This window comes from Geobacillus sp. Sah69 (genome assembly GCF_001414205.1).
Lineage (GTDB): Bacteria > Bacillota > Bacilli > Bacillales > Anoxybacillaceae > Geobacillus > Geobacillus stearothermophilus.
This window is the reverse complement of record NZ_LLKS01000071.1, coordinates 1-25,059: the sequence shown is the minus strand read 5'-3', so window position 1 is coordinate 25,059 and position 25,059 is coordinate 1. Positions and strand designations below refer to the sequence as shown.

At 53.2% G+C, this 25,059-nt stretch carries 29 protein-coding genes and 2 pseudogenes; 9 read left to right on the top strand and 22 right to left on the bottom strand.

Annotated features, from left to right (window positions below; genetic code table 11):
• The 3 genes from AP057_RS15405 to AP057_RS15395 all read right to left on the bottom strand — a co-directional run.
• Nucleotides 1-344, bottom strand: a 344-nt coding sequence (locus tag AP057_RS15405) for a UPF0236 family transposase-like protein (RefSeq protein ID WP_200910083.1), incomplete at its 3' end; no start/stop codon positions are given.
• 223 nt (nucleotides 345-567) lie between these two features.
• Nucleotides 568-747, bottom strand: a complete 180-nt coding sequence (locus AP057_RS15400) for an H-type small acid-soluble spore protein (RefSeq protein WP_044743955.1) — start codon at nucleotides 745-747, stop codon at nucleotides 568-570.
• Nucleotides 748-750: 3 nt separating this feature from the next.
• On the bottom strand, nucleotides 751-972 hold the full coding sequence (locus AP057_RS15395; RefSeq protein WP_055359146.1) for a hypothetical protein: 222 nt from the start codon (nucleotides 970-972) through the stop codon (nucleotides 751-753).
• 72 nt (nucleotides 973-1,044) lie between these two features.
• Here AP057_RS15395 and AP057_RS15390 point away from each other — a divergent pair, with 72 nt between their 5' ends.
• Nucleotides 1,045-2,040, top strand: a complete 996-nt coding sequence (locus AP057_RS15390) for an acyltransferase family protein (RefSeq protein WP_033015367.1) — start codon at nucleotides 1,045-1,047, stop codon at nucleotides 2,038-2,040.
• 56 nt (nucleotides 2,041-2,096) lie between these two features.
• Here the strand turns inward: AP057_RS15390 and thiE are convergent, their stop codons facing one another.
• From thiE to AP057_RS15340, 11 genes are all read right to left on the bottom strand, one after another.
• Nucleotides 2,097-2,765 (bottom strand): thiamine phosphate synthase, encoded by a 669-nt coding sequence (gene thiE, locus AP057_RS15385; RefSeq protein WP_049625119.1) that lies wholly within the window; start codon nucleotides 2,763-2,765, stop codon nucleotides 2,097-2,099.
• Nucleotides 2,766-2,770: 5 nt separating this feature from the next.
• Complete coding sequence (thiD, locus tag AP057_RS15380) at nucleotides 2,771-3,571, bottom strand: bifunctional hydroxymethylpyrimidine kinase/phosphomethylpyrimidine kinase (protein ID WP_033009277.1); 801 nt, start codon at nucleotides 3,569-3,571, stop codon at nucleotides 2,771-2,773.
• A 17-nt stretch (nucleotides 3,572-3,588) separates the two neighbouring features.
• A complete protein-coding gene (thiM, locus tag AP057_RS15375) occupies nucleotides 3,589-4,398 on the bottom strand; it encodes a hydroxyethylthiazole kinase (protein WP_033015373.1) in 810 nt (269 codons plus the stop codon).
• A 169-nt stretch (nucleotides 4,399-4,567) separates the two neighbouring features.
• Complete coding sequence (locus AP057_RS15370; RefSeq protein ID WP_055359145.1) at nucleotides 4,568-5,590, bottom strand: glycosyltransferase family 2 protein; 1,023 nt, start codon at nucleotides 5,588-5,590, stop codon at nucleotides 4,568-4,570.
• A 1-nt stretch (nucleotide 5,591) separates the two neighbouring features.
• Nucleotides 5,592-7,307 carry a DUF6044 family protein gene (locus AP057_RS15365; protein ID WP_055359144.1) on the bottom strand — a complete coding sequence of 572 codons (1,716 nt, stop codon included), beginning with the start codon at nucleotides 7,305-7,307 and terminating at the stop codon, nucleotides 5,592-5,594.
• 113 nt (nucleotides 7,308-7,420) lie between these two features.
• Nucleotides 7,421-7,570 carry a hypothetical protein gene (locus AP057_RS17615; RefSeq protein WP_155266792.1) on the bottom strand — a complete coding sequence of 50 codons (150 nt, stop codon included), beginning with the start codon at nucleotides 7,568-7,570 and terminating at the stop codon, nucleotides 7,421-7,423.
• An 11-nt stretch (nucleotides 7,571-7,581) separates the two neighbouring features.
• Nucleotides 7,582-8,337: a 5-oxoprolinase subunit PxpA gene (locus AP057_RS15360; RefSeq protein WP_055359143.1), complete on the bottom strand. Its 756-nt coding sequence runs from the start codon at nucleotides 8,335-8,337 to the stop codon at nucleotides 7,582-7,584.
• Nucleotides 8,334-9,305, bottom strand: coding sequence for a biotin-dependent carboxyltransferase family protein (locus tag AP057_RS15355; protein ID WP_055359142.1), 972 nt, complete (start codon nucleotides 9,303-9,305; stop codon nucleotides 8,334-8,336). Before AP057_RS15355 ends, AP057_RS15360 begins: the two co-directional genes overlap by 4 nt.
• Nucleotides 9,298-9,990 carry a 5-oxoprolinase subunit PxpB gene (pxpB, locus tag AP057_RS15350; protein ID WP_183084004.1) on the bottom strand — a complete coding sequence of 231 codons (693 nt, stop codon included), beginning with the start codon at nucleotides 9,988-9,990 and terminating at the stop codon, nucleotides 9,298-9,300. The genes AP057_RS15355 and pxpB overlap by 8 nt, the downstream gene beginning before the upstream one ends.
• Nucleotides 9,981-10,736 (bottom strand): IclR family transcriptional regulator, encoded by a 756-nt coding sequence (locus AP057_RS15345; RefSeq protein ID WP_049625428.1) that lies wholly within the window; start codon nucleotides 10,734-10,736, stop codon nucleotides 9,981-9,983. Before AP057_RS15345 ends, pxpB begins: the two co-directional genes overlap by 10 nt.
• A gap of 131 nt (nucleotides 10,737-10,867) precedes the next feature.
• On the bottom strand, nucleotides 10,868-11,302 hold the full coding sequence (locus AP057_RS15340) for a GNAT family N-acetyltransferase (RefSeq protein WP_033016602.1): 435 nt from the start codon (nucleotides 11,300-11,302) through the stop codon (nucleotides 10,868-10,870).
• 304 nt (nucleotides 11,303-11,606) lie between these two features.
• Between AP057_RS15340 and tnpA the strand changes: the two genes are divergently transcribed.
• Nucleotides 11,607-12,008, top strand: coding sequence for an IS200/IS605 family transposase (tnpA, locus tag AP057_RS15335; protein ID WP_044743973.1), 402 nt, complete (start codon nucleotides 11,607-11,609; stop codon nucleotides 12,006-12,008).
• Nucleotides 12,009-12,026: 18 nt separating this feature from the next.
• Nucleotides 12,027-13,490, top strand: coding sequence for a transposase (locus AP057_RS15330; RefSeq protein ID WP_227412724.1), 1,464 nt, complete (start codon nucleotides 12,027-12,029; stop codon nucleotides 13,488-13,490).
• A gap of 695 nt (nucleotides 13,491-14,185) precedes the next feature.
• Here the strand turns inward: AP057_RS15330 and AP057_RS15325 are convergent.
• Complete coding sequence (locus tag AP057_RS15325; RefSeq protein WP_049625430.1) at nucleotides 14,186-15,706, bottom strand: bifunctional ADP-dependent NAD(P)H-hydrate dehydratase/NAD(P)H-hydrate epimerase; 1,521 nt, start codon at nucleotides 15,704-15,706, stop codon at nucleotides 14,186-14,188.
• Between the two features lie 146 nt (nucleotides 15,707-15,852).
• On the bottom strand, nucleotides 15,853-16,242 hold the full coding sequence (locus AP057_RS15320) for a MerR family DNA-binding transcriptional regulator (RefSeq protein WP_025950097.1): 390 nt from the start codon (nucleotides 16,240-16,242) through the stop codon (nucleotides 15,853-15,855).
• Between the two features lie 70 nt (nucleotides 16,243-16,312).
• On the opposite strand from AP057_RS15320, the gene AP057_RS15315 reads away from it, so the two are divergent.
• Nucleotides 16,313-16,576 carry a hypothetical protein gene (locus AP057_RS15315; RefSeq protein ID WP_033016601.1) on the top strand — a complete coding sequence of 88 codons (264 nt, stop codon included), beginning with the start codon at nucleotides 16,313-16,315 and terminating at the stop codon, nucleotides 16,574-16,576.
• A gap of 43 nt (nucleotides 16,577-16,619) precedes the next feature.
• Here the strand turns inward: AP057_RS15315 and AP057_RS15310 are convergent, their stop codons facing one another.
• From AP057_RS15310 to AP057_RS15300, 3 genes are read right to left on the bottom strand one after another with little or no spacing between them, the layout of a single operon-like run.
• Nucleotides 16,620-17,408 carry an ABC transporter permease gene (locus AP057_RS15310; protein WP_055359141.1) on the bottom strand — a complete coding sequence of 263 codons (789 nt, stop codon included), beginning with the start codon at nucleotides 17,406-17,408 and terminating at the stop codon, nucleotides 16,620-16,622.
• Between the two features lie 2 nt (nucleotides 17,409-17,410).
• Nucleotides 17,411-18,184 (bottom strand): ABC-2 family transporter protein, encoded by a 774-nt coding sequence (locus AP057_RS15305; RefSeq protein WP_055359140.1) that lies wholly within the window; start codon nucleotides 18,182-18,184, stop codon nucleotides 17,411-17,413.
• On the bottom strand, nucleotides 18,181-19,152 hold the full coding sequence (locus tag AP057_RS15300; protein ID WP_033016598.1) for an ATP-binding cassette domain-containing protein: 972 nt from the start codon (nucleotides 19,150-19,152) through the stop codon (nucleotides 18,181-18,183). Before AP057_RS15300 ends, AP057_RS15305 begins: the two co-directional genes overlap by 4 nt.
• Nucleotides 19,153-19,310: 158 nt before the next feature.
• Here AP057_RS15300 and AP057_RS15295 point away from each other — a divergent pair, with 158 nt between their 5' ends.
• Complete coding sequence (locus AP057_RS15295; RefSeq protein WP_033016597.1) at nucleotides 19,311-19,739, top strand: hypothetical protein; 429 nt, start codon at nucleotides 19,311-19,313, stop codon at nucleotides 19,737-19,739.
• A 376-nt stretch (nucleotides 19,740-20,115) separates the two neighbouring features.
• Here the strand turns inward: AP057_RS15295 and AP057_RS17610 are convergent, their stop codons facing one another.
• Nucleotides 20,116-20,256, bottom strand: coding sequence for a hypothetical protein (locus tag AP057_RS17610; RefSeq protein ID WP_160331340.1), 141 nt, complete (start codon nucleotides 20,254-20,256; stop codon nucleotides 20,116-20,118).
• Nucleotides 20,257-20,474: 218 nt separating this feature from the next.
• On the opposite strand from AP057_RS17610, the gene AP057_RS15290 reads away from it, so the two are divergent.
• The 3 genes from AP057_RS15290 to AP057_RS15280 are packed head-to-tail and all read left to right on the top strand — an operon-like array spanning nucleotide 20,475 to nucleotide 22,819.
• A complete protein-coding gene (locus tag AP057_RS15290) occupies nucleotides 20,475-20,729 on the top strand; it encodes a FeoA family protein (protein ID WP_053532501.1) in 255 nt (84 codons plus the stop codon).
• Nucleotides 20,722-21,456 carry a FeoB small GTPase domain-containing protein gene (locus AP057_RS15285; RefSeq protein WP_055359139.1) on the top strand — a complete coding sequence of 245 codons (735 nt, stop codon included), beginning with the start codon at nucleotides 20,722-20,724 and terminating at the stop codon, nucleotides 21,454-21,456. The genes AP057_RS15290 and AP057_RS15285 overlap by 8 nt, the downstream gene beginning before the upstream one ends.
• On the top strand, nucleotides 21,425-22,819 hold the full coding sequence (locus AP057_RS15280; protein WP_049625323.1) for a nucleoside recognition domain-containing protein: 1,395 nt from the start codon (nucleotides 21,425-21,427) through the stop codon (nucleotides 22,817-22,819). Before AP057_RS15285 ends, AP057_RS15280 begins: the two co-directional genes overlap by 32 nt.
• Nucleotides 22,820-23,068: 249 nt before the next feature.
• Here AP057_RS15280 and AP057_RS15275 read toward each other — a convergent pair whose 3' ends face one another.
• The gene (locus tag AP057_RS15275; protein ID WP_049625324.1) at nucleotides 23,069-23,695 is read right to left on the bottom strand and encodes a histidine phosphatase family protein; all 627 of its coding nucleotides are present in this window, start codon (nucleotides 23,693-23,695) and stop codon (nucleotides 23,069-23,071) included.
• Between the two features lie 176 nt (nucleotides 23,696-23,871).
• A pseudogene (locus AP057_RS15270) lies at nucleotides 23,872-24,326 on the bottom strand (GNAT family N-acetyltransferase).
• Nucleotides 24,327-24,494: 168 nt separating this feature from the next.
• Between AP057_RS15270 and AP057_RS15265 the strand changes: the two are divergent.
• A pseudogene (locus AP057_RS15265) lies at nucleotides 24,495-25,059 on the top strand (transposase); the annotation flags it as partial.

The following is a 25,059-nucleotide window of genomic DNA, read 5'->3' as shown; positions in this document are numbered from 1 at the left end:
GAAGAGCACTCTACGGCCAACTCGACCGCCGTTTCCTCGAGGCAAGGACTGATCGATCGGGCCCCATCAAAGCCTAATTCGGCATCCAGCAAGAAGGTATAGTTCCCCGTTTGCCGGTCATAGTAGTAGTTCCGTCGAAACGTCACTTCTCCAAACAGCGTTTGGATCGTAGTCGGCCGTTTGTCTTTCAGCTGATACCGGCGCTTGTCCCGCGCTTCCGCCAGTTGTTGATCAATCTCCTCCAAAAGGGCCGCCAACAAGACAGCGAACACCTTTTGAAGAGTTCTGACTAATTGTTCCTCCAGCTCTTTTAATAAAGGCCATTCTGTGGTAAGATGTTTCATGGACTCTCTCCCTCCTGTTTTATGGATGTTGGTCATCACCATCATAGCAGGGAGAGAGTCCTTTTTGCATGACATTTGCTTTTTTCTACCGCGCTTCGCTTGGTGGCCCCGACGAGCGTCGCGAACAAAAGTTCGCAACCCTCGTCGGGGAATCATTCCTGAATGTCACCCACAAATATTTTACTCACACCCCTTGACAAAACAACGACAACTTGCCCGGCGCCTACAGCTCTTCAAGCAGGCGCACCGGTACGTCTTGCTCGCGTTCCGGCTCATCAGCAAAATAAATGCGCGCCATTTCCCGCCCTTCATCGACGTGCTGAATGATCACCCGTTTTCCTTCATACGTCACCGGGACGATCTCTCCGGCCTCGGCGATCCGTTTCGCCCGCAGCAACTCCATTTCTTATTCGCCTCCTTTTGCACTGTCTTCCGCCTGCGCCCGCAAGCTTTTCCAAAACAATTCATCGTTGCAGACGATGGCGTTCAATTCCCCTTCGTCCCCTTTGGCGTTGATGATTTGCAACAACTGCGTCATATCGTCCGTTTCGCGGCGGCCGTTTTTCACCCAATCATCACCTTTCTTTGTCAAACTGTTGCATGGACAGCCGCTTTCCGGCAGCGGCATGTTTCTGCGGTTGACTCCCCCAAAAAAAAGAAGTATGATTCGAATTGATGTGTTAGAAAAGGAGGAAACACTGTGAAGGAGCGGGACTATTATTTTGACAACGCGAAATGTGCGTTGATGCTCCTTGTCGTGTTTGGCCATTTTCTGCGCCCGTACATTGACGGCGTCTTATGGGTGCACAGCTTGTATACGTGGATTTTCTTTTTCCATATGCCGGCGTTCATTTTCATTTCCGGCTATTTCGCCAAAAAGTTCTATGAACACGGCTACTTGCAAAAAATTACGAAAAAGCTGCTCATTCCGTACGTTCTGTTCCAGCTGCTGTACTCGGTCTACTACTTCTTCCTGTACGACAAACAGTCGTTGGAACTTGACTTGTTGACCCCGCATTGGAGCCTATGGTTTTTGCTCAGCCTGTTCAGCTGGAACGTGCTGCTGTTATGGTTCGGCCGGCTGCCGAAGCGGATCGCGCTGCCGATGGCGCTTCTTCTCGGCTTGGCCGGCGGGATGATGGAAGCGGAAAAATGGCTGAGCTTGTCAAGAACGCTCACGTTTTTCCCGTTCTTTTTGCTCGGGTTTTTCACGCCAAAGCCGGCGATCGAGCGCCTGTTTGCCGCACCGGTGCGCGTCGCTTCGCTGTTTGTGCTGACTGGCATGTTTGTGCTTATTCATTTCGGGTTTCCAGACTTGCCGCAAGACTGGTTGTACGGCTCAAAGTCATACGATACGCTCGGCGTGTCGGAGCCGGCCGGCGCGGCGGGCCGCCTTGCCATTTATGGGGCGAGCCTGCTCATGATGTTTGGCTTTCTGTCGCTCATCCCGAGCCGGCGCTTCTCGTTTTCCGTGCTTGGGGCGCGCACGTTTTACATCTATATCTTGCACGGGTTTATTTTAAAATATTTGCACGAAACGCCGTTTACGGATTTTATTATGGATGTGCACGGCTATCCGCTTCTGCTCGCGCTGTCAGTCGCCGTTATGCTCGTTCTCGGCAGCCGGCCGGTCGTCCGGCTCGTGCGGCCGCTGCTTGAATGGCGGTGGCCGAGGTGGCGGCAGACGGCTTCATAAGACGCAAAAAGGGTGTCCTGCGAACAGGACACCCTTTTGTCTTGTCTGTTTGATGGTCACCGTTTCACACGGGCAGCCCGCACCGCCTCCAATAAACGAGAAGCGGCGGCTTTAGGCGACGGAGATGACGCGATGGCGCTGATGACCGACACCCCGTCCGCTCCGGCCTCCATCACCTCTCTTGCATTGTCAGCCGTAATGCCGCCGATGGCGACAATCGGAATCGTAATCCCCGCTTCGCGGAGGCGGCGAAGAATATCGGGGCCTTGCGCTTCGTTCGCATCATCCTTTGAGCGGGTTGGATAAATTGGGCCGACGCCGATGTAATCAGCCCCTGCCGCCATAGCCGCCATCGCTTCTTCGACGTTGTGGGCGGAAACGCCTAAAATTTTATCACCGATTTTCTCCCGCACGCGCCGCGCGTCTTCATCATCTTGGCCGACGTGGACACCGTCGGCATCGATGGCCATAGCCAGCTCGACGTCATCGTTGACGATAAACGGCACGCCATAAGTGCGGCAAAGACGCTGCAATCTCTGGGCGAGCGCCGCTTTGTCTTCCCCTTTGAAAGCGCCCGGTCCTTTTTCGCGAAATTGAAACAGCGTCACGCCGCCGTCAAGCGCTTCCTCGAGCACCTGCTCCGCCGGCTTCTCACTGTTTGGGGTTCCCATAATAAAGTACACCGCCAACCGCTCTTTCATTTCTTCGCTTGTGATGCGCGTCACCCGTCTCACTCCCCATATTGCCGATACGCCCAATGGTTCGTCGGCCCGTGGCCTTGGCCGATGCCGAGCGGATGGGCAATCGCCGATTGTACAAACGCCTTCGCCGTTGCCACAGCATCAGCGGGGTGGCGCCCTTTCGCCAGTTCAGCCGCAATCGCCGCAGCGAACGTACAACCGGTCCCGTGCGTATGGCGCGTGTCGATCCGCTTGCTTTTAAAATACGAAAATCCGTCTCCATTATACAGCAAATCGACCGTTTCCTCGCCGTCGTCATCATGGCCGCCTTTAATCACGACGTAGCGGGCGCCCATCCGGTGCAGACGGCGCGCCGCTTCGCGGCGGTCATCCATCGTGCGGATGGCCGTGCCGGTCAGCGCTTCCGCTTCCGGAATGTTCGGCGTAATGACAAGCGCCAGCGGCAACAGTTCTTCTTTCAGCGCCGCCACCGCCTCTTCTTGCAGCAACGGGGCGCCGCCTTTCGCGATCATCACCGGATCGACGACAAGCCGCTCCCAGCCGTGTTTTTTCACCTGTTCAGCCACGGTGCGGATGATATCGGCGCTAAAAAGCATGCCGGTTTTCACCGCATCGGCGCCTAAATCAGCGGCCACCGATTCGATCTGGGCGGCGACCGCCTCCGCCGACAGCGGAAAGACGCCTTGCACGCCGAGCGTATTTTGCGCCGTCACCGCTGTGATCGCTGACATGCCAAACACACCAAGCTCTTGAAACGTTTTGAGATCCGCTTGAATGCCGGCGCCGCCGCCGCTGTCCGAACCAGCAATCGTCAACGCTTTGAATACCATGTGGCGCCCCTCTCCTTTTACCGTTGTTCGACCTGTCCGTCACGCTTCACATCATCGGCGCTTGTGTGCGCCAACGCGTCTAGAAACAACGACTGAAAACGGCCCGGACTGCGCTCCCCAGCTTCTGCAGCCGCCCGCTCCGCCGCGACGCCATAATAGGCGAGCGCCGCCACCGCTGCCTTCACCATATCACGCTCAACAGCGGCAAACGCCCCAATCACCGACGTCAACAAACAGCCCGTCCCGGTCACTTTCGTCAACAGCGGGTGGCCGTTGTGAACCAAATACGTCGTGTTTCCGTCCGTGACGACATCGTCCTTTCCGGTGATGATCACAACGGTGCCAAGCTTGGCCGCCGCCCGCTTCGCCAAAGCCGCGGCATCGCCGCTTCCTTCCCCGGCGTCGACGCCTTTAATCGCCCACGTCTCGCCGATCATATTGGCGATTTCCGCCGCATTGCCGCGGACCGCTGCAAGCTTCACCTGTTCGGCGATGCGGCGCGCTGTCTCCGTTCGATAGCGCGTGGCCCCGGCTCCGACCGGGTCGAACACCACCGGCACACCGGCTTCGTTCGCCGCCCGGCCGGCGATCAACATCGCCTCTACTTCCTCAGCGTTCAGCGTCCCGATGTTCAATACGAGCGCGCCGGCAAGCTTCGCCATCTCTGCCACTTCCTCTTTCGCATACGCCATCACCGGCGAAGCGCCAAGCGCCAGCAATCCGTTCGCCGTAAAATTCGTCACGACGACATTCGTCATATTGTGGACGAGCGGATTGGCCTCTCTCACCCGCTCGCGCAGTTCCGCCCATTCACGCCAATCGGCCATCACTTACCCTCCCCTTTCTCGACAAACACCCTTTGCCAGCTGGCGAAAGACCGCCTTCTCTGCATCCCCCGCCAATCCGCCATATCATTCCCATCCATCAGTCTACTCTTTCTTTTTTAGAATTGCAAGACAAAGAAAAACGGCGCGCTTGTGCACGCCTGCCGTTTCCTTATGGCCGCAGCCGCTTCGCCGCTTCCGCCTCCTCGGACGAAGCCGATGGCGACAGCCGCTGCGGCAGTGGCCAGTTCCATAAATCCAAATCGACGATGTAGCGCGGCCGCCGTTTCGTTTCCTTATAAATTTTTCCAACATATTCCCCGATCAGCCCAAGGGCGATGAGCTGCATCCCCCCTAGCAGCCAAATCGAGGTAATGAGCGACGTCCATCCCGTCTCGGTATGCCCAGCCCACTTTAAAAAGAGAAAATAGGCGCCGAAGATGAGGCTGACGACAAACGAGAGAAAGCCGATGAGCGAAATAAAGCGAATCGGGGTGACGCTAAACGATGTGACCCCGTCGAGCGCAAAAGCGATCATTTTTTTTAACGGGTATTTTGTTTTTCCGGCCAGCCGTTCTTTCCGGTCGTAATAGACAGCCGCCGAGCGAAAACCTAGAAGCGGAACGATGCCGCGCAAAAACAAGTTCACTTCCCCGAACTGTTCGAGCGCCTCGACCGCGCGCCGGCTCATCAGACGGTAGTCGGCATGGTTATACACGAGATCAACGCCAAACATCTTCATTAACCGATAAAATCCTTGGGCGGTATGGCGTTTAAACCACGTATCCGTATCGCGACGCCGGCGCACGCCGTAAACGATGTCATACCCTTCGCGAAACTTTTGCACAAATTCGCGAATGGCCGACAAATCATCTTGCAAATCGGCATCGATCGAAATCAAGCAGTCGGCGTGTGTTTTTGCCGCAAACAGACCGGCCAGCAACGCGTTTTGATGCCCAGCGTTGCGCGCCAGTTTCAGCCCTTTCACTTCCGGATGGCGCAAGCTCGCCTTGTAAATGATTTTCCATGTATCGTCATGGCTTCCGTCATCCACGAACAAGAGCGCACTTTTGGGCGAAATCATTTTTTCCTCAACAAGTTCGCCGCGCAGCGCCTGCAAGCGGCGGATCGTCTCTGGGAGCACCTCTTCTTCGTTGTAACACGGCACGACGATGGCTACTACCGGTTCGGACATCTCACGTTCCCCCTTTCCATGCGACCTTGTATAAGTAAATCGTCCAAGCAGATTCGTCCGAGCGAAACACACGCTCAAGATGCAACGCGTTGTCGCTTGCGTTTTCAATCGGCAACGCCGAGAAAATATAACGCCCGCCCATGGCGTAAAACGCTTTTGTGTTCAATTCAAGATGGCGGATCGTCCGCTTCGACGTTTTCTTGAACATATAATGTTTGCCGAGTTCGTCGACAAAAAGGTAGCAACGCCCGCCCCATTCGTCAAAATACTCGCGCAGCTTTTTGTTTTTTTCCAGCTCCTTGGCGATAATGCAGCGGAACCGGTGTTTGTATTCCAACGGGTAAAAGTTATTGTACGTATCAAGCGTGTAAAAACCGTTGTACTGGGCGATCGCCGCGTGGATGCCGATGCTGGCGACGCGATATGTATGGACGGGACGGCCGATATACTCGCGGATGGCGGCAAATTGCTTCTCAGCGTAAAATTCGCGAAATGACGGCTTGTTGCGGTAGACGATTTCCTCATTGTGCAAGACAAGCACCAACAGCTGCAAAGCGATCGCCGCCGCGCTGACCGCCCGCCACCGCCGTCCTTCCTGCCAAATAATTTTCAGCGCCATCGCAAACAAAACGTAAATGACCATCGGCCGCAAAAAATGATAGCGGGCGAAATTGAACTTATCGAGCAAATCAAACCGTTCCGTGAGCGGCAGCCATCCTTTGTAAAACCAAAATGCATACCATGTCGACAACGCGAAGTTCAATACGTGCAGCACAAGAAACGGCATTTCCTGCCGCCAGCGCTTCCGCTTCCACACGAAGTACAAGGCGATGAGCGTCACCGGCAAAATGACGAACCCGTGCACCGTCATCACATGAGTATGGCCGAGCACATAGTTTTTGAACGTCAGACGGATCACCCGCCAAAGCGGCAGGCGGGCGTGGAAATATTCGTCTCGGCTTGTCGGTTCATCGGAAAACAAGAGCGAATGGACAAGCCGGTAGTCGACCGCCGAATAGAGCACCGTCATATAGACGATGGCCGCCAAAAACCGCCAATTCCAACCCTTGCCGCGGATGACATCAATGAGCCACCAAATCCCAAGCGCGCTTAGGAAAAAGAAAAAGCCAAGCACAAAGCTCGAGTAAAGCGGCAAGAGCGTCAACACCGCCCAATTCACCCATGAACGCTCCCCGCCCCGAATGTTTAAAAACGCCCAAAGCGCAAGCGGCATGCCGAGCGTGCTCAACATCCCTGACGGCCAAAACGGCGTCAGCGCGAACGTTAACGAAACGCCGATGCGGATCCATCCCCAGCGTCCGGCCGGCAGCACATGCTTTTTCAGCAAAAGATACATGCCGACAAACGCGAACACGCGGGTGATGGCTTGGCTGAGCCCATAGGCGTAAATGGACGGAAACAAAGCGTGAAGCCAGACGATGCCGCTGAACTCCGTCCCGAACGCGTTGCGCGGCAATCCGTTAATGATTTGCGGGATGATTCCGTCAACCGGTCCAAACAGTTCGCCGCTTCGGGTGAGCACTTTATACCAGGCAATGTTGGAATCCAAATTGTCATGGACGCGCATATGCGCATCTTCACCGAGCACAAAGTACGGCGACACATATAAGGCGATGGCCAGCAGTGAGAAGAACAGAAGTCGTTTTTCTGTCACCAGCGCCTCTCTCCCTCCTTTCGCCCGGCTGATGTCTTTCATTATTGTTCAACAAATGAGGAAAATTATTCATAATGATGGCAAAAAACGGACGGCAAACGAAAAACCGCTGTCGGCCGGGCAAAGCCGGCTGGCAGCGGTTTTGAATTCGGCGCTTAGCCGGCGAAAATCGGCACGTGCATGCTGTGCACCATCCCGGTGACATGGAAAAACGGCAATGTCGCCAACCCGAGAGCGATGGCCGATGTCGCCATCAAAAAAACGGCCCCGATCAACACGCTTAATCGGCTTTCATTCTTATGCATTGTCTCTCTTCTTATCGCAGCGCCTGAATGGCAATGCCTTCTTGCTGCAACGCTTCATACAACCGCTTGGCAAATCGCACCGCCTGCTCATTGTCGCCATGCAGGCAGACGGTGTCGGCTTCAATCGTCACGTCCGTCCCTTGCAATGAGCGGACGCGCTGTTCGCCAACCATGCGAAGCACTTGGCGGACCGCCTCATTTTCATCCACAATGATGGCACGTGCATCACTTCTTGGAGTGAGCGAACCATCCGCCTGATACGTCCGGTCGGCGAACACTTCGCTCGCGGTTCGCAAGCCATAAGCGCGGCCCGCGCGGATGAGTTCGCTTCCCGACAAGCCGTATAAGACAAGCATCGGGTCGACATCGCGCACCGCTTTGGCGATCGCTTCGGCCAACGCCGCGTCTTTCGCCGCCATATTGTACAAGGCGCCGTGCGGCTTCACATGCGTCATCACGCCGCCTTCCGCCTTGACAAAGGCTGCAAGTGCGCCGATCTGGTAAACAACGTACGCATACACTTCTTCGGGTGAAACCGCCATCGCCCGCCGCCCAAATCCGAGCAAATCAGGAAGACCGGGGTGGGCGCCGATGGCAACGCCATGCTGGATGGCGAGCTGCACCGTCCGCCGCATGACGAGCGGATCGCCAGCGTGAAACCCGCAGGCGATGTTGACAGACGTAACGTATAACAATATTTCTTTCTGCCCAAGCTCGTATGCACCAAAACTTTCGCCAAAATCGCAATTGAGATCAATGACCGTCATGATTCTTCCCCCCATTGGCGGCGAATGGCGGCAATCCACCGATCCAGCCGTTGCTGTTGTTCGATATAAAGCTGCACCGCTTCCTCAAGCGCGATCGGTCGAAACTGGATACGGTCGCCGGGACGCGCCTGCGCCAACAAAGGCAAATCGACTGCTGCCACTTGGGCGATGCGTGGGTAGCCGCCCGTTGTCTGGCTGTCGGCCATCAACACGATCGGTTGGCCGGACGATGGCACTTGCACAGTGCCGAAGACGACGGTATCCGACACCATCTCCTTCTCGCGGGCGCGGACTAGCGCCGGGCCTGCGAGCCGGCAGCCGATCCGGTCGGATTGGGGCGTCACCTCATAGAAGGCGGCAAACAACTGAGTGCGGCTGTCCGGCGTAAACTCGTCATATTCCGGACCAGGGACAGCGCGCACCGTTTTCGTTTTTCCGCCGATATAGCGGCTGGCCAACCGGGAGAGCCCCCAACGCAGCGACTTTGAAGGGAAAATGAGAGCGGCCGGCCCAATCTTCAACACATCCCCGCGCCGCAACGGCCGGCCCGATACACCGCCAAGCTGCGCCGGGACGTACGTTGAACGGCTGCCCATCACAGGCGAAACATCAATGCCGCCTGCTACGGCCATATACGCTCTCCATCCCACTCGGTATGCCCCGATTTCCAACACATCGCCCGGCTTGACGGCCGCCGGCTTCCAAAGCGCCAACGGCTGCCCGTTCAGCGCGCATGAGAACTCGCCGCCGCATATGGCGATCACCGTTTCGGCGTGAAACCGAATCGTCGGCCCGGACATCGTCGCCTCGAGCACCGCCTCATCGCCATGGTTGCCGACAAGCGCATTGGCAAGGCGATACGCCCACGCGTCCATCGCCCCGCCCACCGGCACCCCGGCATGCCGGTAGCCGAAACGCCCGCTGTCTTGAACGGTCGTAAAAAATCCGCCCTCCATGACTTCAATCATGTTCATCTCTCCAACGTGCAAATTCATCGGCGCCAATCGGCCGAAATTCAACAATGTCACCGGCGGAAAGCAAGCTCGGCTCCTTCCGGTGCGGGTCAAATACGCGGAGCGGCGTCCGGCCGATCAGCTGCCAGCCGCCCGGCGTCGCCAGCGGATAGACGCCCGTCTGCCCGCCGGCGATGCCGACCGAACCGGCGGGCACTTTTGTGCGCGGCACCGCCCGCCTCGGTGTGGACAAACGCGGCGACAAGCCCCCCAAATACGCAAACCCGGGCGAAAACCCGATCATATAGACACGGTAGCGGCCGGCCGAATGAAGCGTAACCACCTCATCTTCCGTTATCCCGTGAAAGCGGGCGACCTCTGGTAAGTCCGGCCCAAATTCACCGCCATAGCAGACAGGAATAACAACCGTTCGCGCCAAAGGCCGGTCCGTCTGTCCAGACGACTCGACCTTTTCGCGCAGCCACCGGCATACGTCCGCATAACCAATCGCCAGCGGGTCGTAATACACGGTAAGCGATGAAAACGCCGGCACAATTTCGTTGACCCCTTCTTTTCGTTTTCTCTTTAGGCGAACCGCTGTCTCATGAACGATATCATTTACGGTCTCATCGATATAATCGGCAAACCGGACGGTCACTGCATATTCACATAACGGAAACAGCGTATAGTTCATTTCCATCCCTTTCCTTGAAAGCCAAGTTCACGTGAAATCTCCATCGCCGCCTGCCGAAGCAACGGAACGATGCGCGCCACATCATCCGGCAAAAAACGCTGTTCCGGGCCGGCGACACTCAGCCCGGCGATGGCCGCGCCTTCATGGTTAAAAATCGGTACAGCCACAGCCGCCGAATAGTTTTCCAGCTCAGAATAGCTGACCGTATAGCCCCGTTTCCGATCTTCTTCCAACTGCCGACGCAACGCCTGCTTGTCCGTTACGGTATTTTTGGCGATTTTGACAAGTTTTGTTCGTTCCAAATAGCGTGCTTGCTCTTTTTCGTCCATAAAGACCAGCAAAGCGCGCGGGCACGCGCCGGCGTACAGCGGCGCGCGCCGGCCGACTTTCGTATAGACGCGCACCGGCTCGGACGTCTCGACTTTTTCAATATAGAGCGCCTCATCACCGTCGCGGATGACAAGATTCACCGCTTCGTTCGTCGCTTCTTTCAGCCGCTCCATCACCGGCAGCGCCACCCGACGAATATCGAGCCGCTCGGCAACGAGCGACCCAAACGTCAACAATGCCAAACCGAGTTCATAGTGATCGCCCCGCTTTTGCAAAAAGCCAAGCGCGACAAGCGACTGCGCCATCCGGTATACCGATGTTTTCGGCATCTGAAGCCGTTCGACCATCTCTGGCAAAGTCAACCGTTCGCAGTCGAGAAACAAATCAAGCAGTTCTTTTGTTTTTAACACCGTTTTGTTCATCATTGCCCCTCAATTCCGAATATCAGAATATTAATTCCAAAATACGGACTATATATTCTTATTATAATGAAAAGTAGGACAATTTCCCACCCCCAAAATGAAAAGCGTCTGCTGAACAGACGCCGTTGGATTCAACTCGATAAGCGTTTTGAAAACACATAACTGACTTTTGCATATTCCATTTTTTCCTCATAAAAGCGATGGGCGTCTATCCGTTGCAGGCCGGACGACAGCGAAACAATCCCGTAGCCGTGCTCCCTCGCCCACTCGTGCACATAGGACAACAACGCCTTTCCATATCCTTTCGAACGTTCGCTCGAAGCGGTAACCAAATCGCACACCCAAATAAAGCGGCCGTTATAGAGCGTGATCATCGGCATGAATCCGACAACCGCAACCATTTTGTCCTGATCATATAACGCCACAAGCTGATACCCTTCTTGTTCTTGCGCTTCTCGCACGAGCGCCGTGTAGGTTTCCTCATCCAAATGGGTGCGCAGCTCACGCATCACCGGAAAGGCGCTTCTCACTTCTTCCTCCGTTTCAAGCCAAACGAATCGCGGCACGATTCCTATCTCCCTTCTTCTATTTCTACATTCATGATATCAATATTTATCTAAAAATGGAACTGCCTCCTTTCCGCAACGTTGATCATCGTTTCGAAAGAAGACTCTCGCTTCAAACGCGTAAAGGTCGCAGCCCAGCGATCAGCGGAAGCTGAATGTCGGCTGATAAACCAATAATTACAGGATGCGTTTCGTGAAAGCCCACGACTTTAGTCGTTGGGATGAAACGAAACAAAAAATATTAGATAATTGACTCCTATCTAATATTTTGTATAATAAATATTAGATAGGAGGTGTTTATCTAATGTCTAATGATAAGTATACTCATAAAAATGGAATTGTTTATTTAAATCAATATCATGTTATATTTTGTCCAAAATATAGACGTAAAGTATTAGTTGGAGATATTGAAAAAGATTTAAAAGAGATTTTGTATGAAGTAGCGAAAGAAAATGATGTTGAAATTAAAGCGTTAGAAATTATGCCAGATCATGTTCATATGTTTATTTCTTTTGATCCACGACAGCATATCCATAAATTAATACAAGCATTTAAAGGAAAAAGTAGTCGAATACTAAGAGAAAAATATCCTTCGTTAAAAAGCAGACTACCGTCGCTATGGACACGAAGTTATTTTTGTTGCACAATTGGTCATATTTCAGAAGAAGCGGTTAAACAGTACATCGAAAACCAAAAGAACGTATAAAGGAATATAAAGGAAGTGGTGTCATTGGCGAAAACAAAAACCAAAAGCTACGTGCTGACGTTGAAACTCAAAACAGAATTATGGCAAGCGCACATATTAGAGAAACGTTTTGAAATTGGCAGAAAAATATACAACGCTTGTTTGGGCGAATTGCTGAAACGGTATAAAAAACTACAACACGATAAGCAGTATCGTCATCTAATCCAACAACCAAAATCAAAAGAAAGAAACAACTTGCTAAATGAGTTATATCGGCAGTACGGAATCAATGAATACGCTATGCACGATTTTGTTAAGCCAATGCAACACCATTTCAAGAAACACATCGACTCACACACCGCACAAAAAATCGCTACGAGAGCATGTATGGCAATGGAAAAACTAATCTTTGGCAATGCCAAAAAAGTGTCTTTTAAAAAATACAACGATATGGATTCATTAGAAGGAAAAACAAATAGCACAGGCATCCGTTTCAAAAACAAACATTTGCTTTGGAATGGTTTATCTATTCCTGTTATAATTCGCTCAAACGATATATATGCACATACGGCTCTACAAGACCGTATAAAATATTGTCGCATCGTTCGTAGACGGATTAGGGGGAAAATCAAGTATTTTCTCCAACTCACCCTTGAAGGTGTGCCGCCAAAGAAAATAAACCGTCAAACAGGAGAAGTAAAACATCCAATAGGGCAAGGCGATGTTGGCATCGACATAGGAACACAAACCATCGCTATTTGTTCAATGAATAATGTCAAGTTGTTCGTTCTTGCGCCGAGCATCGAAAACATAGAAAAGCAAAAGCGAGTTCTTCAACGAAAATTGGATCGTCAAAGACGGGCGAATAATCCACACAAATACAATGAAGATGGAACAATAAAAAAAGACAACAAGGAAAAATGGGTTTGGAGTAAAAATTATCTAAAAACTCGTCAACAACTAGCCGAGTTGCAAAGAAAGATGGCTGAAAAACGTAAACAAGATCATCAACGGCTTGCTAATTGGATCATCACATTAGGCCATCATATCCAAGTAGAAAAAATGAATTTCAGAGCACTTCAAGCAAAGGCAAAAGAAACAAAAGTCGATGCCAACGGAAAATACAAAAAGAAAAAACGATTTGGGAAAAGCATTGCGAATCGTGCGCCAAGTTTGTTTTTGAACATACTAAATCAAAAACTGCAATATGAAGGCTATTCCCTTCAATACATCGACACATTTAGCGTCAAGGCAAGTCAATACGACCATCAAAACGATGAGTACAACAAGAAAACACTTTCTCAACGATGGCATGAAGTAGACGGACACAAAGTACAACGAGATTTATACAGCGCATTTTTAATCATGAACGTGAAAAACAATCGAAAAGAAATAGATAGGAACAAATGTTTAGAGAGATGGGATCAATTTATTCGACTGCATGATGAAGAAATCAAACGACTTCGTCTTCAGCCATATGTCGTAAGTAGCATGGGAATTTAAATGATAAAAAGCGTCTTGAATCGGGCGCACAGGGCGATAAGCACCAGTAAGGTGTTTGCCCATGAAAGTCTTGTGGAAGTAGAGTCAGTATCCATGCGAAGGTATGGAAGAAGCTCTATAGTACACAAGAACCCCGTGGCTTTAGCCATCGGGAGGTTCAGAGCCGCAGGCGCAAATACGGCTTCAGCGTTGAAAATGGGATCGAGAATTCACAAATGCCGGCGGTGTAAGGGGCTATTTCATCCTATTTCGCGCAGAAGTGGGAGAGGAATGCGCGTTCCCCTTTTCTTTTGTGTATGATATAATAAAGGCGTGGAGAAAACCGTTTAATAAAGGCACTCCAATAACTGCTACTCGATGTATGGAGTTGGTTACAGGAAACGTTGTAGCCGTAAAACATCGAGCGTAGATCCGTCTGTTGTGTGTGGAAGCCAAGTACTGCCAACAGACACACCGAGAGAATCGGTAACGATGCAGGCATGACCTGCGTCGTTGGGTAGTTGTCAACCTGCCCTGATGCAACCCCAAGTCAAGGAAGGAGGACGAAGTCCGCTTGTACTTCTGGGGAGTTGCAAGCCCCCACTTCAAGCGTTAGCTAAGTGGGGGTAGTTGACACAGCCCATACGCCAGCCGGTCATCGCAAACCGGCAGGAATCGTGTTCATCCCCCATTGCCCCTTTCAATGGGCCGGTTGATCACGTCAGCGAAGTGAGCACAGCCGGCAAGGCATCCACAACGTCCGACGCCAATACATCCCAGGACGAATGACCGTGTTGAACAAGCCAATCAGCAGCCTTTCCATGCACGAACACTGCATTGCTCACCGCCGGCTGCACCGCCTCGTGCTGCAGCAAAAACGCCGCCACGATGCCCGTCAACACGTCGCCGCTCCCGCCTTTCGCCAAGGCCGGATTGCCGGTCGCGTTTACATATTGCGCCCCGTCTGGCGCCGTCACAATCGTATACGGCCCTTTCAACACGACATAGACGCCATATTCCATCGCCAGCCGCTTCGACACGCCAAACCGGTCGCGTTCCACCTCGCTGACCGGGCGGCGAAGGAGGCGCGCCATTTCCCCCGGATGCGGCGTGATCACCGTCGGCGCGCTCCGTTCGCGCACCAGCTCGGCGTAGTCGTCCCAAAAAAACAAGGCATCGGCGTCGATGACAAGCGGCACCGGCTGGCGCACAAGCTCATTGACCAAGCGGCGAACCCCTTCCGTCCGGCCCATCCCTGGGCCGACCGCGATCGCATCGATCTCAAGCCCGTCCCAATCGGCCGCGCCGGCAAACGCGCCGCCCTCGGCCGGCCATAATCGACACATCGCCTCCGGCACGCGGTTGGCGACCGCCTCATACATCGCTTCCGGAACGGCGATCGTCACCAGCCCCGCCCCGCTGCGAAGCGCCGCCTTCGCGGCGAGTGTCACCGCGCCGGCCATCGCCTTGGACCCGCCGACAATGAGCAGCTTGCCGTACGTTCCTTTATGCGATGACCGTGTTCGCTTCGGCATCGTCCGCACCACATCGCTCTTTTCCCACAAAAACCGAGCAGCCGCCTTCGCCTGCACCGCCGCCGGCGGAATGCCGATATCCACGACGGTGAGCTCTCCGTAATAATCGGCCGCCGGGAACGTGTACGCCCCAAGTTTCGGGCATTGCACCGTCAGTGTCGCATCAGCGCGGACCGCCATGCCGGCTTCCCCACCGTCCGCCGGCACCCCGCTCGGCACGTCAATCGCATAAACGACCGCCGGCGAACGGTTCACTTGCTCGATGATTTCCTTATATGGCGGACGTACGTCCCCTTTGACGCCGATGCCAAGCAAGGCGTCAATGATGATGTCATAATGCGGCAAGAGCGCCGCCAACTCCCGCTCTTTTCCTTCATAAGCGATCCATGCATAACCGGACTGCTCGTACACCTCAAGCGCCGTGCGCGCCGCCCCTTTCACCTTTTCCTTTGGCGGAACGAGCCAGACATCGGTTTCATAGCCATAACTTTTCAACATGCGCGCGATGACGAACCCATCGCCGCCGTTGTTGCCCGTGCCCGCGAGCACCGCCACCTTGGCAGCGGGCGGAATCCGCTTCTTCAGCGCCCAAAACAGCGCCTGTCCGGCGTTTTCCATCAACGAGTCAGCGCTGATGCCGATCCGTTCTGCCACTTCCCGGTCAATGGCGTACATTTCCTCAGCCGTTACGATCGGAATCATATACGTTGCCCCTTTCGATTGTTCTTCCCATACATATAGGTTGACCGTTCGGTTGACTTCGGCGTAGAAAAGCTCCGTTTCCCCATCGATAATCGCCGTCTTGTCGGGAAATTTCCTCGCATTGCGGGCAAGCAGCTCTGAAATGTTCAACCATCCGATCCCTCCCATTGCCGCAATCGCTGTTCAAAATCGGAAAGCAGCGCTTCCATCTCCGCCTTCAGCTGCAGCAAATCCTCAATCCGCTCGTTCACCTCCTTCAATTTCCGCCGCCCGTATTCGACCGTTTTTTCCAGCTGTTTCTTCCCCGTTCGGTCCTCATCAAACAGCGAAATCATCTCATGAATCTCGTCAAGCGAAAAGCCGAACCGTTTGCCGCGCAAAATGAGCTTGAGCTTTGCCCGCTCCTTTTTCGTATACAGCCGCTGCCCTGACTCGGTCCGGATTGGGGAGAGCAATCCGCGTTCTTCATAATAGCGGATCGTCCGGGTGCTCACATCAAACTCGTGCGCCAAATCGGAAATGGTGAAATAGTGCATGGCCATCCCTTTTATAGAAGTAATATTATGAATTTTATTTTAATTGACGTTGACGTAAAAGTCAACGAATATGAAAGCAAAGAAACAGTCATCCTCCCCCTTCTCCGTGTCCATTCTCTCCGCCATCCAACCATCAATATGGAAAAAATGGATCTGGGAGTCGCCGGCGAAAGGAGAGCATCCCGAGCCAATGCAAGGAAAGAAACAATCAACCGAACGCTCGAGTCATAAACACTGGAACGCTTCCCCATCATTCACGGCGGAAAGAAGCGAATCGAGCAGCATGATGCTCGTCGATATACTGCCGATCACCGTCGATATCTTGGCCAAATAGCCATGACTAAAGAAAAAAAGCCCCCGTCTAGGGAGCCGTTTCCTCACCCGCCCGCCCCGGTGTAAAAGCGCAAGGCAAACCGCCAAAAGCGGCGGGAAGCCCATAAAAAGAGCATAGCCACAGCCAAAGCCGCCAGCACCGCAGCCATGCTCCATTTCCCAAGCAGCGCCAAAGCCGGCGTATTGGTGATCAACACCGCCGGCAGAACGTACGTAATCACGAAGCGCACCGCGCCGCGGTACATGCTGCCCGGGAAGCGGGCCGTATCAAAAAACGAATCGAAAATAAACGACAAATCATCAATGCGCACCACCCAAAACGACGTCGTCATGAGGATCATCCATAACGAATAAATAAGCAAGAGTGACGCGGTCATCACGACGAAAAACATCAAGACGTCCGCCGCCGACGGCACGTAGCGTTCGACATACAAGCCGTAGCCGATGACGCCAAAGCCAAGCGCCACATCGATCAACCGCCAAAAGACAAGGTGGCGGAAGCTGACGTAAAACATGCTATCGACCGGTTTCGTCAAAATATAATCGAGCGTGCCGCGCCGGACATGCTCAAGCAAACGCAGCATGTTCGGCCGAAGCGCGAAATCGATCCATCCGCGCAGCGTATTAAAAACGCCGAGCAGCACAAGCACTTCCCCATACGTCCAGCCGCCTAACCGGTCCGTCTGATAAAAAAAGATATGGATCGTAAGCAGGGCGATGCCGAGACCAAAAAAGCTGGCGATGAAATTGCCGAAAAATTCGCTTCGATATTCCAATTCCTCAACCAAACAAGCACGGAAAAACTCGCGGAACACCCGCCCATACCGCCGCATATTCACCCACCTACCGCCTGGTTTTTTCGCATTCCTGCTTTCCAAAGCCACTGCACCGCCGCGACAAACACGGCCATCCACCCGACCGCCACCGCAAAGCCGCGCGCCAACTCTCCTCCATCCGCCGCCCCGGTGGCGATTTCAATCGGAAAACTGATCATATAGCGGAACGGCAGCCATTCGCTCCATTCGCGAAGCGCCGGCGGCAGCATTTCCAGCGGCGCGATCCGTCCTGACAAAAACAACGAAATGACGTCGATCACCCCGTACACCGCCGCCACCTTTGTGACCCAAAACGCGAGCAGCCCGCACGAGTAGCTCAACAAAAACCGAAGCGCCGCACCCAATACGACCGCCGCCAAAAACAGCACCGCTTGCCCTGCCGTCATATGCGGGCGAAGCGGCGGCCAAAACACCGCCCCCACCAGCCAAACCGGCGCTAAAATGACGGCAAACAGCCATTTGTAAACGATGTTTTCCGCAATCGCCCAATGGATCGGATGAACCGGCCTAAGCAGCAAATTCGAAAACGTCCCTTCGCGAATTTCACGGTCGAGCTCCCATACATCCCACGCGCTCGTCATCCGCTCGACAAAAATGACCGCCATAAAATAGAACAGAAACGACTCGCTCTCTTCCGGATGAATGTTCATCCAGACAAACATCGTAATGAGCGGCTGCGTGATGGCGCCCGTCATCCAGACGAACGTCGCAAGCCGATACGCAAGCATTTCGATGTATTTCATCCGCAATAGGGCGATATATTTGCGAATCATACGTGTTCCTCCCAAAACGCGCGCGCAATCACTTCCTCAAGCGGCGGGTCTTCGATGTTGATGTCGCGGACATCAAACCGTTCCAATAACCGCGCTGCTGTCTCCGCCGCCGTCTCGCGCGCCACCCTGAGCACAATCGTTCCTTCTTCGATTTCCACCACTTCGCCGTACTCGCTCCAATCGACATTCGGCAGCCGAGAAAACCGAACCTCAAGCCGCTTGTACGGCGCCAGCTTCTCCGTCAGCACCGACAGCTCCCCATCGTAAATCAATCGCCCGTAGTTAATGATCATCACCCGGTCGCAAAGCGCCGCGACATCCCCCATGTAATGCGACGTCAACAAAATCGTCGTCTCGTGCTCCCGATTGTAGTCGACGATAAAGCGGCGCACGTTTTCCTGCGTATGGACGTCCAGCCCGATCGTCGGCTCATCCAAAAACAACACGTGCGGCCGATGCAACAGCGCGGCCGCCAGCTCGCAGCGCATCCGTTGGCCAAGCGACAAGCTACGCGTCGGCTTGTCAAGAAGCGGCGCCAAGTCGAGCAGCTCCGTCAATTCCTCGAGTGTCTGGCGGAACGACCGATCGTCGATGTCATAAATCGCTTTATTGACCAAAAACGTCTCCATCGGCGGAATGTCCCAAATGAGCTGGCTTTTTTGCCCCATCACCAAGCTCATCATTTTTTTAAACTCCGGCTTTTGCTCAAACGGCACAAACCCGCCGACCGTGATCTCTCCTGACGTCGGATGCAAGAGACCGGCCAACATTTTCATCGTCGTCGTTTTCCCTGCCCCGTTTGGCCCTAAAAAGCCGACGATTTCCCCTTTCTCAATCGTAAACGAAACGTCCTTCACCGCCTCAATGACGCGATAGTCGCGCCGCCATAAATGACGCACCGCCTCAAGCCATCCCGCATCGCGGCGATGGACGCGGAACGATTTATGCAAATGGCTGACACGGATCACAGTGCCCATCCTCCAATAGTGTACTGTTGACATTCTTTTGTTATATCACATCGAGGGGGCGCGCCGCAAAGAAAAACATTTCGCCATCTTTTCTCTATCGTTCCCATCTTTCGTCATGTATAATAGAGAGAGAATCGAACGAGAAAGGAGATTGTCGAATGGGGGATATTACAAATGAAATGATTTGGCAAGCCATTAAAGAACTTGCCGAGCAGCTGCAACAAACGAACGGACAAGTGCAGCAACTGGGCCAACAGGTGCAACAAACAAACGAGCAAGTGCAACAGCTCGGTCAACAGGTGCAACAAACAAACGAACAAGTGCAGCAACTGGGCCAACAAGTCCAACACCTTAACAGCCAAGTGCAACAGCTGAATCACCAAGTACAGCAAACTCATGAGCAAGTCGACCAGCTCGCCAAACAAGTGCAGCAAACGAATGAACAACTCAACCAATTAAGCCAGCAAGTGGCCGACATGGACAAACGGATCACCGATGTCGCCAACGGCCAAAACATTTTAGTTGAAGAGCTGTTCGAAAACAAAAAGGAGATCAGGCGGGTCAAGACGGCGCTCAATATGTACTAGACGTCAGTCCGCTCCATTTCGTTGATCTCTTCGACGTTGAACGCTTGTTCCATATCCTGTGTGAACATAGCCATTATCAAACAACATCCCCCTGCTTACGTCATACTAAAACTCCGAATCATCGTCGCCGCAAATGAAGCCCGGAAGGTTCTCCTAAACAGATCTTCCGGACTTTCTCATCATGAAAACGGACACCGTCTCGTCTCATCGCCCCAACATCTCTTTCACCGTCGTCCGCTCCTCAATCACCGATGGATTTCCAAACTAGCCTAGTCCGCTTGCTTTCTTCCATGCCCCCGACTCCTCTATTTATAATTCACTAATACATAGAAAGGTTGTTATTAAGCATCGTCACTTAATAACAACCTTTCGCATTTCAGCTTGTCTGCGTCTTCGCCGCCAGCGTCTTCGCCAGCTCGAGGAAAAAGTCGAGCGCCTCTGGATTGGCCATCGAGCCTGGGTTGACCGCCTTTTCGAGCGGGAAGCCAAGGAGCAGCTTGCGGATCGGAATCTCCATTTTCTTGCCGTTTAGCGTTTTCGGAATTTGTTCAGACTATTCATATGATAACATGATTTCCTACTGTTTTGAATAGTTGTTGGTTCGACAACTCTGTCAGAAAAAGATGAAACGAATTTGTTGACAACAGCGAGGCAACTGGAATATGATAAATTCAAAAGTTGGTCTAATCCAAAAAAATGTCCTTAATAAAAAATATTAACTGGAGGGAAACTTTTATGGCAAAAGCAAAATACTGCTGCCTCTCCGATATGAAACCGGGCGATCGATTTCGCATCGAAAAGGTTGATGTTCCTGATCCTATGTTAAAAAGGCGGTTGCTTGATTTGGGATTTGTACCCGGCGGGGAAGTGAAGGTGGGACAAAGAAGCCCGCTTGGCGACCCGACCGCCTATCGCGTTTGTGGCACGACGATCGCATTAAGGAAAGAAGAAAGCGACTATATTTACGGGGAGAAGATCCACCATGACTGATATGACGTATACGATTGCCTTAATGGGAAATCCGAACACCGGCAAAAGCACGTTGTTCAATGTCTTAACGGGCCTGCGCCAACATACCGGCAACTGGCCCGGGAAAACGGTCACTCATGCCGAAGGAGAATGCCGCCACCGCGGCGCATTGTACCGGATCGTCGACTTGCCGGGAACGTATTCGCTCTATTCCAATTCAGCCGATGAAGAGGTGGCGCGCGATTTTCTTCTGTTTCAACGTCCTGACGTCACGGTCGTTGTCGTCGATGCGACGGCATTAGAACGCAACTTGAATCTAGCGCTTCAAGTATTGGAAATGACCGACCGCGTCATTATCGCTATCAATTTGATGGATGAAGCGAAAAAGAAAGGCATTCATATCAATACAAAAAAATTAGCCGTCAAACTCGGCGTGCCGGTCGTGCCGATCTCGGCCCGCAACCGGGAAGGAATCGATGCACTGCTTGATACAGTGGATGCCATGGCGCATGGCCGCATCAACACCACCCCGCTTTCCATCCGGTACAGCCCGGAAATCGAACAAGGCATTGCCAAACTTCTTCCACTCGTGAAAGACGTGATGGGAGACACGTATCCTGCTCGCTGGATCGCTCTTCGTCTCCTTGACGGTGATGCATCGCTGCTTCAAGCGCTGAAACAACCGCCGCAACCATTGATCAAGGAGGGGAACGCGTATGCCTGCTGCGGATCTGTCAAATCAGTTTGACCAGCTCATGAACGAAGCCAAGTCATTAGCACCGGCTGACACGCGTGAACAGATCGTGTCTGCCATTTTCCAAACGTCCGCTGCGCTTTCTCAAGAATGTGTCACGCATACAGCGGTCGCAAAACGTGATCGAACGGAACAAATTGACCGGATCGTCACGTCGAAGCGGTGGGGATTTCCCATTATGCTGGCGCTTCTCGCCGCTGTCCTGTACATGACGATCGCCGGCGCCAACGTATTTTCCGATTCGCTCGCCCGCTTGTTCGGAACGATCGAAACGTATCTCACCATGGCCTTTCAAGCGATTCACGCCCCCGACTGGTTGCACGGCCTCATTGTACTTGGCCTATACCGCGGCACGGCTTGGGTCGTCAGCGTGATGCTGCCGCCGATGGCGATTTTCTTTCCCGTATTCGCGTTGCTCGAAAATTATGGCTACTTGCCGCGTGTCGCCTTTAACATGGATCGCTTGTTTAAAAAAGCGGGGGCGCATGGCAAACAATCACTGACGATGGCCATGGGCTTCGGCTGCAACGCGGCGGCCATCATGTCGACGCGCATTATCGAATCACCGCGCGAACGAATGCTGGCCATTTTGACCAACAACTTCGTCCCCTGCAATGGACGTTGGCCAACGCTGATCCTGCTTTCCTCCTTATTTATGGCAGCCGGCTATACAGGCGGATGGAACACGTTCGTGACAGCAGGTGTGGTCGTCGCCATGGTGTTGTTTGGCATCGTCGTCACGTTGACCGTTTCATGGGTCTTATCCAAGACGGCCTTGCGCGGCATTCCGACCCATTACACGCTGGAGCTGCCGCCGTACCGACGCCCGAAAATCATGGAGACGATCATCCGGACCACCCTCGACAAATCGCTCTATGTGCTGAAACGGGCGGTAACGGTTGCGGCGCCGGCCGGCATTCTGACATGGGTGCTCGGCAACGTTCACGTGGGAGATACGACCGTGCTGGCGTATTTAGCCGACTGGCTTGACCCATTTGCCAAAGCATTGGGATTGGATGGCTACATTTTGATGGCGTTCATTTTAGGCTTGCCAGCCAATGAAATTGTCGTGCCGATTTTGCTGATGGGCTATTTATCCGCGGGGGCGCTCATCGAAGCCGATGGTCTGCATTCTCTTAAACAACTTTTGCTCGACCACAGCTGGACGTGGCTCACCGCCCTTAATATGATGCTGTTTTCCCTGCTTCACTACCCATGCGGCACGACGCTCGTCAACATTTACAAAGAAACGAAAAGCGCAAAATGGACGTTCGTCGCCTTTGCCTTGCCGACAGCGATTGCCATTGCGGTCACCTTTACGACCGCACAGCTAGCGAGATGGCTCGGGCTCGTATAAACGGCGCAGCCCCGCTTCCCGATCGAGGAAAACGGGGCTGTTTTTTTGGATAACTAGACTTGATAAGAAAAAGCAGTTCTTCACCAAACGTTGTACTGGAAGGCGCCCACTCATAGCTTTCATCCATTTCTTGAATCATGAATGAGGATGCATGATGGCGCAAGAAACCGATCCGCTTGGCCAAGCGCATATTATGGCGATGAACCGAAGAAACAGCGCCGCCTCCAATTCTCCATCCTTCTTCCCTATCTATACTTCCTTGACTTCTTCTAGATGGGAAACATCGCCTTCCACAACCAGGCGAAACACGTCCGCATTCACCTCCACAATCGTCACGCTCGTGCCGTACATATACGGCGGCGCCCACAGCTGGTCAAGCGGCGCGCCCTTGAACGCCGCCATAAGCGTTTTCAGCACAACGCCGTGAGTGACGATTAACACCGTTTCTCCCTCGTGCCGCTCGATGATGCGCCGCACCGCTTCAAGCGCCCGCTGCTGCACGTCGCAAAACCGCTCGCCTCGCCTTGGAGCGTACAGATGGGGCGCGTTCCAAAAATGATCGAACCCAGTCGGATCCATTTGCCGAATCTCGTCATGCGTCTTGCCTTCCCAATCGCCAAGTTGAATCTCTCGCAGCCGCTCGTCTTGATAGATCGGAATGAGCCGCCCGCCGCGGACGAGCTCGGCCGTTTCCAGCGCCCGGCCGCTTGTGCTTGTGTAAATCGCGGCCAATTCCACCGCTTCAAGCCGCTTTCCAAGCCGCATGGCGTCTTGCCGCCCTTTTTCCGTGAGCGGCGAGTCTTGCCATCCTTGCATCCGCTTTTCGACGTTCCACTTCGTTTCCCCATGTCTGGTCAAATACAAGGTTGTCCCCATGTGTTCCTTTGCTTCTCCTCTCTATTCATCTATCGATCATTCAACCGCCCGCTCAGGCAAACGAAACGCAACAGATCCGCTTTTCATCTCTGCTTGAGCGCCTTTCGGCAGCACTGCCATTGGATCTGTATGGCCAAGATCGGCATTATGCACAACTGAAAACTCACACCCGCTTGTCATCCGCTTCGTTTCACGAGTTTCAGTAACTCGATTTTTTCTGGTGTTTCGATGCGCTCGATGGCGCGAAACCCATGGCGTTCGTAAAAGCAAATGGCCGGCGCGTTGCCGCTTCCGGTCGTCACGACGATCTCGCTGATCGACGGTTCTTGCTTGATGACAAAGTCAAGCAACGTGCTGGCGATCCCTTGGCGGAAAAAATCCGGGTCGACCATCAGCCGGCAAAGGTGAAGCGTCGGGCCGCTTCGCTCATAGGCGATCGCCCCAACGAGCCATTCGCCTTGAAAATAGCCAAAAAAGCGATCGCTGCATCGTTGCAGAGAAGCGATCGCATCGTGAAGCGGCGGAAGCGCTGTGCTGCCGATGAGCTGCGCCTCGATCGCATACGCTGCCGCTGCAGGCGTAGCACCATAGCGGCCATTTTTTCATCTGCTATGCGGAGTTCCGCAATCATGCTCCTCTCTCCCCTTCCGTCAGCGGTATTGTCAAAAGTTTATCCTCCACACTCACGGTTTTCCCTTGAGTTTCAACGGTTGGAAGAAAAAAAGCTTGCCACCCCCGTTGTTTTCGGCCATCATTGAGGTAACGACACCCAACAGCCAAAACAAAGGAGTGACAAGCTTTGTTACCTCAATTATTAGCCTATTTGCTCGAAATAATCAAGACCCAATATCAAATCATTGTGTATTTGATGGGTGTGATCGTGGGAAAATCCTTGAATCTCGAGGACTTGGACGAACCCATCCAAAAGCCGTACCGGAAACTTCAGGTCGATGACCTTCCGATCATCGATGTGCCGGAAACCCTTGATTACCGGAAGCTGTTGGCAGACTATGAAGCCCAGCACGGACGTCCTTTACGGCCCATCCAGCGCCGCGCGAATGCGAAACACCGTGTTCCGGATTCGTTGACCTGCCCTCGCTGCCAGGCTCCCTCTTCTTACCTGTACGCCAATAACGGCGGAAAMGGGCAATACCAATGCAAAGTGTGCCAGTGCCGGTTCAACCACCGAAATCGGTTCACCAAGCAAGCGGTCTTTCGCTGCCCGCACTGCAAAAAGACGCTGGAAAAAATCAAGGAACGCAAAGAATACAACATCTATAAGTGCAAGCAAAACGCTTGCCGGTTTTACCAGGCCAACCTTCGCCGGATGACCAAAAAAGAGCGCCACAAGTTTCAACAGGATC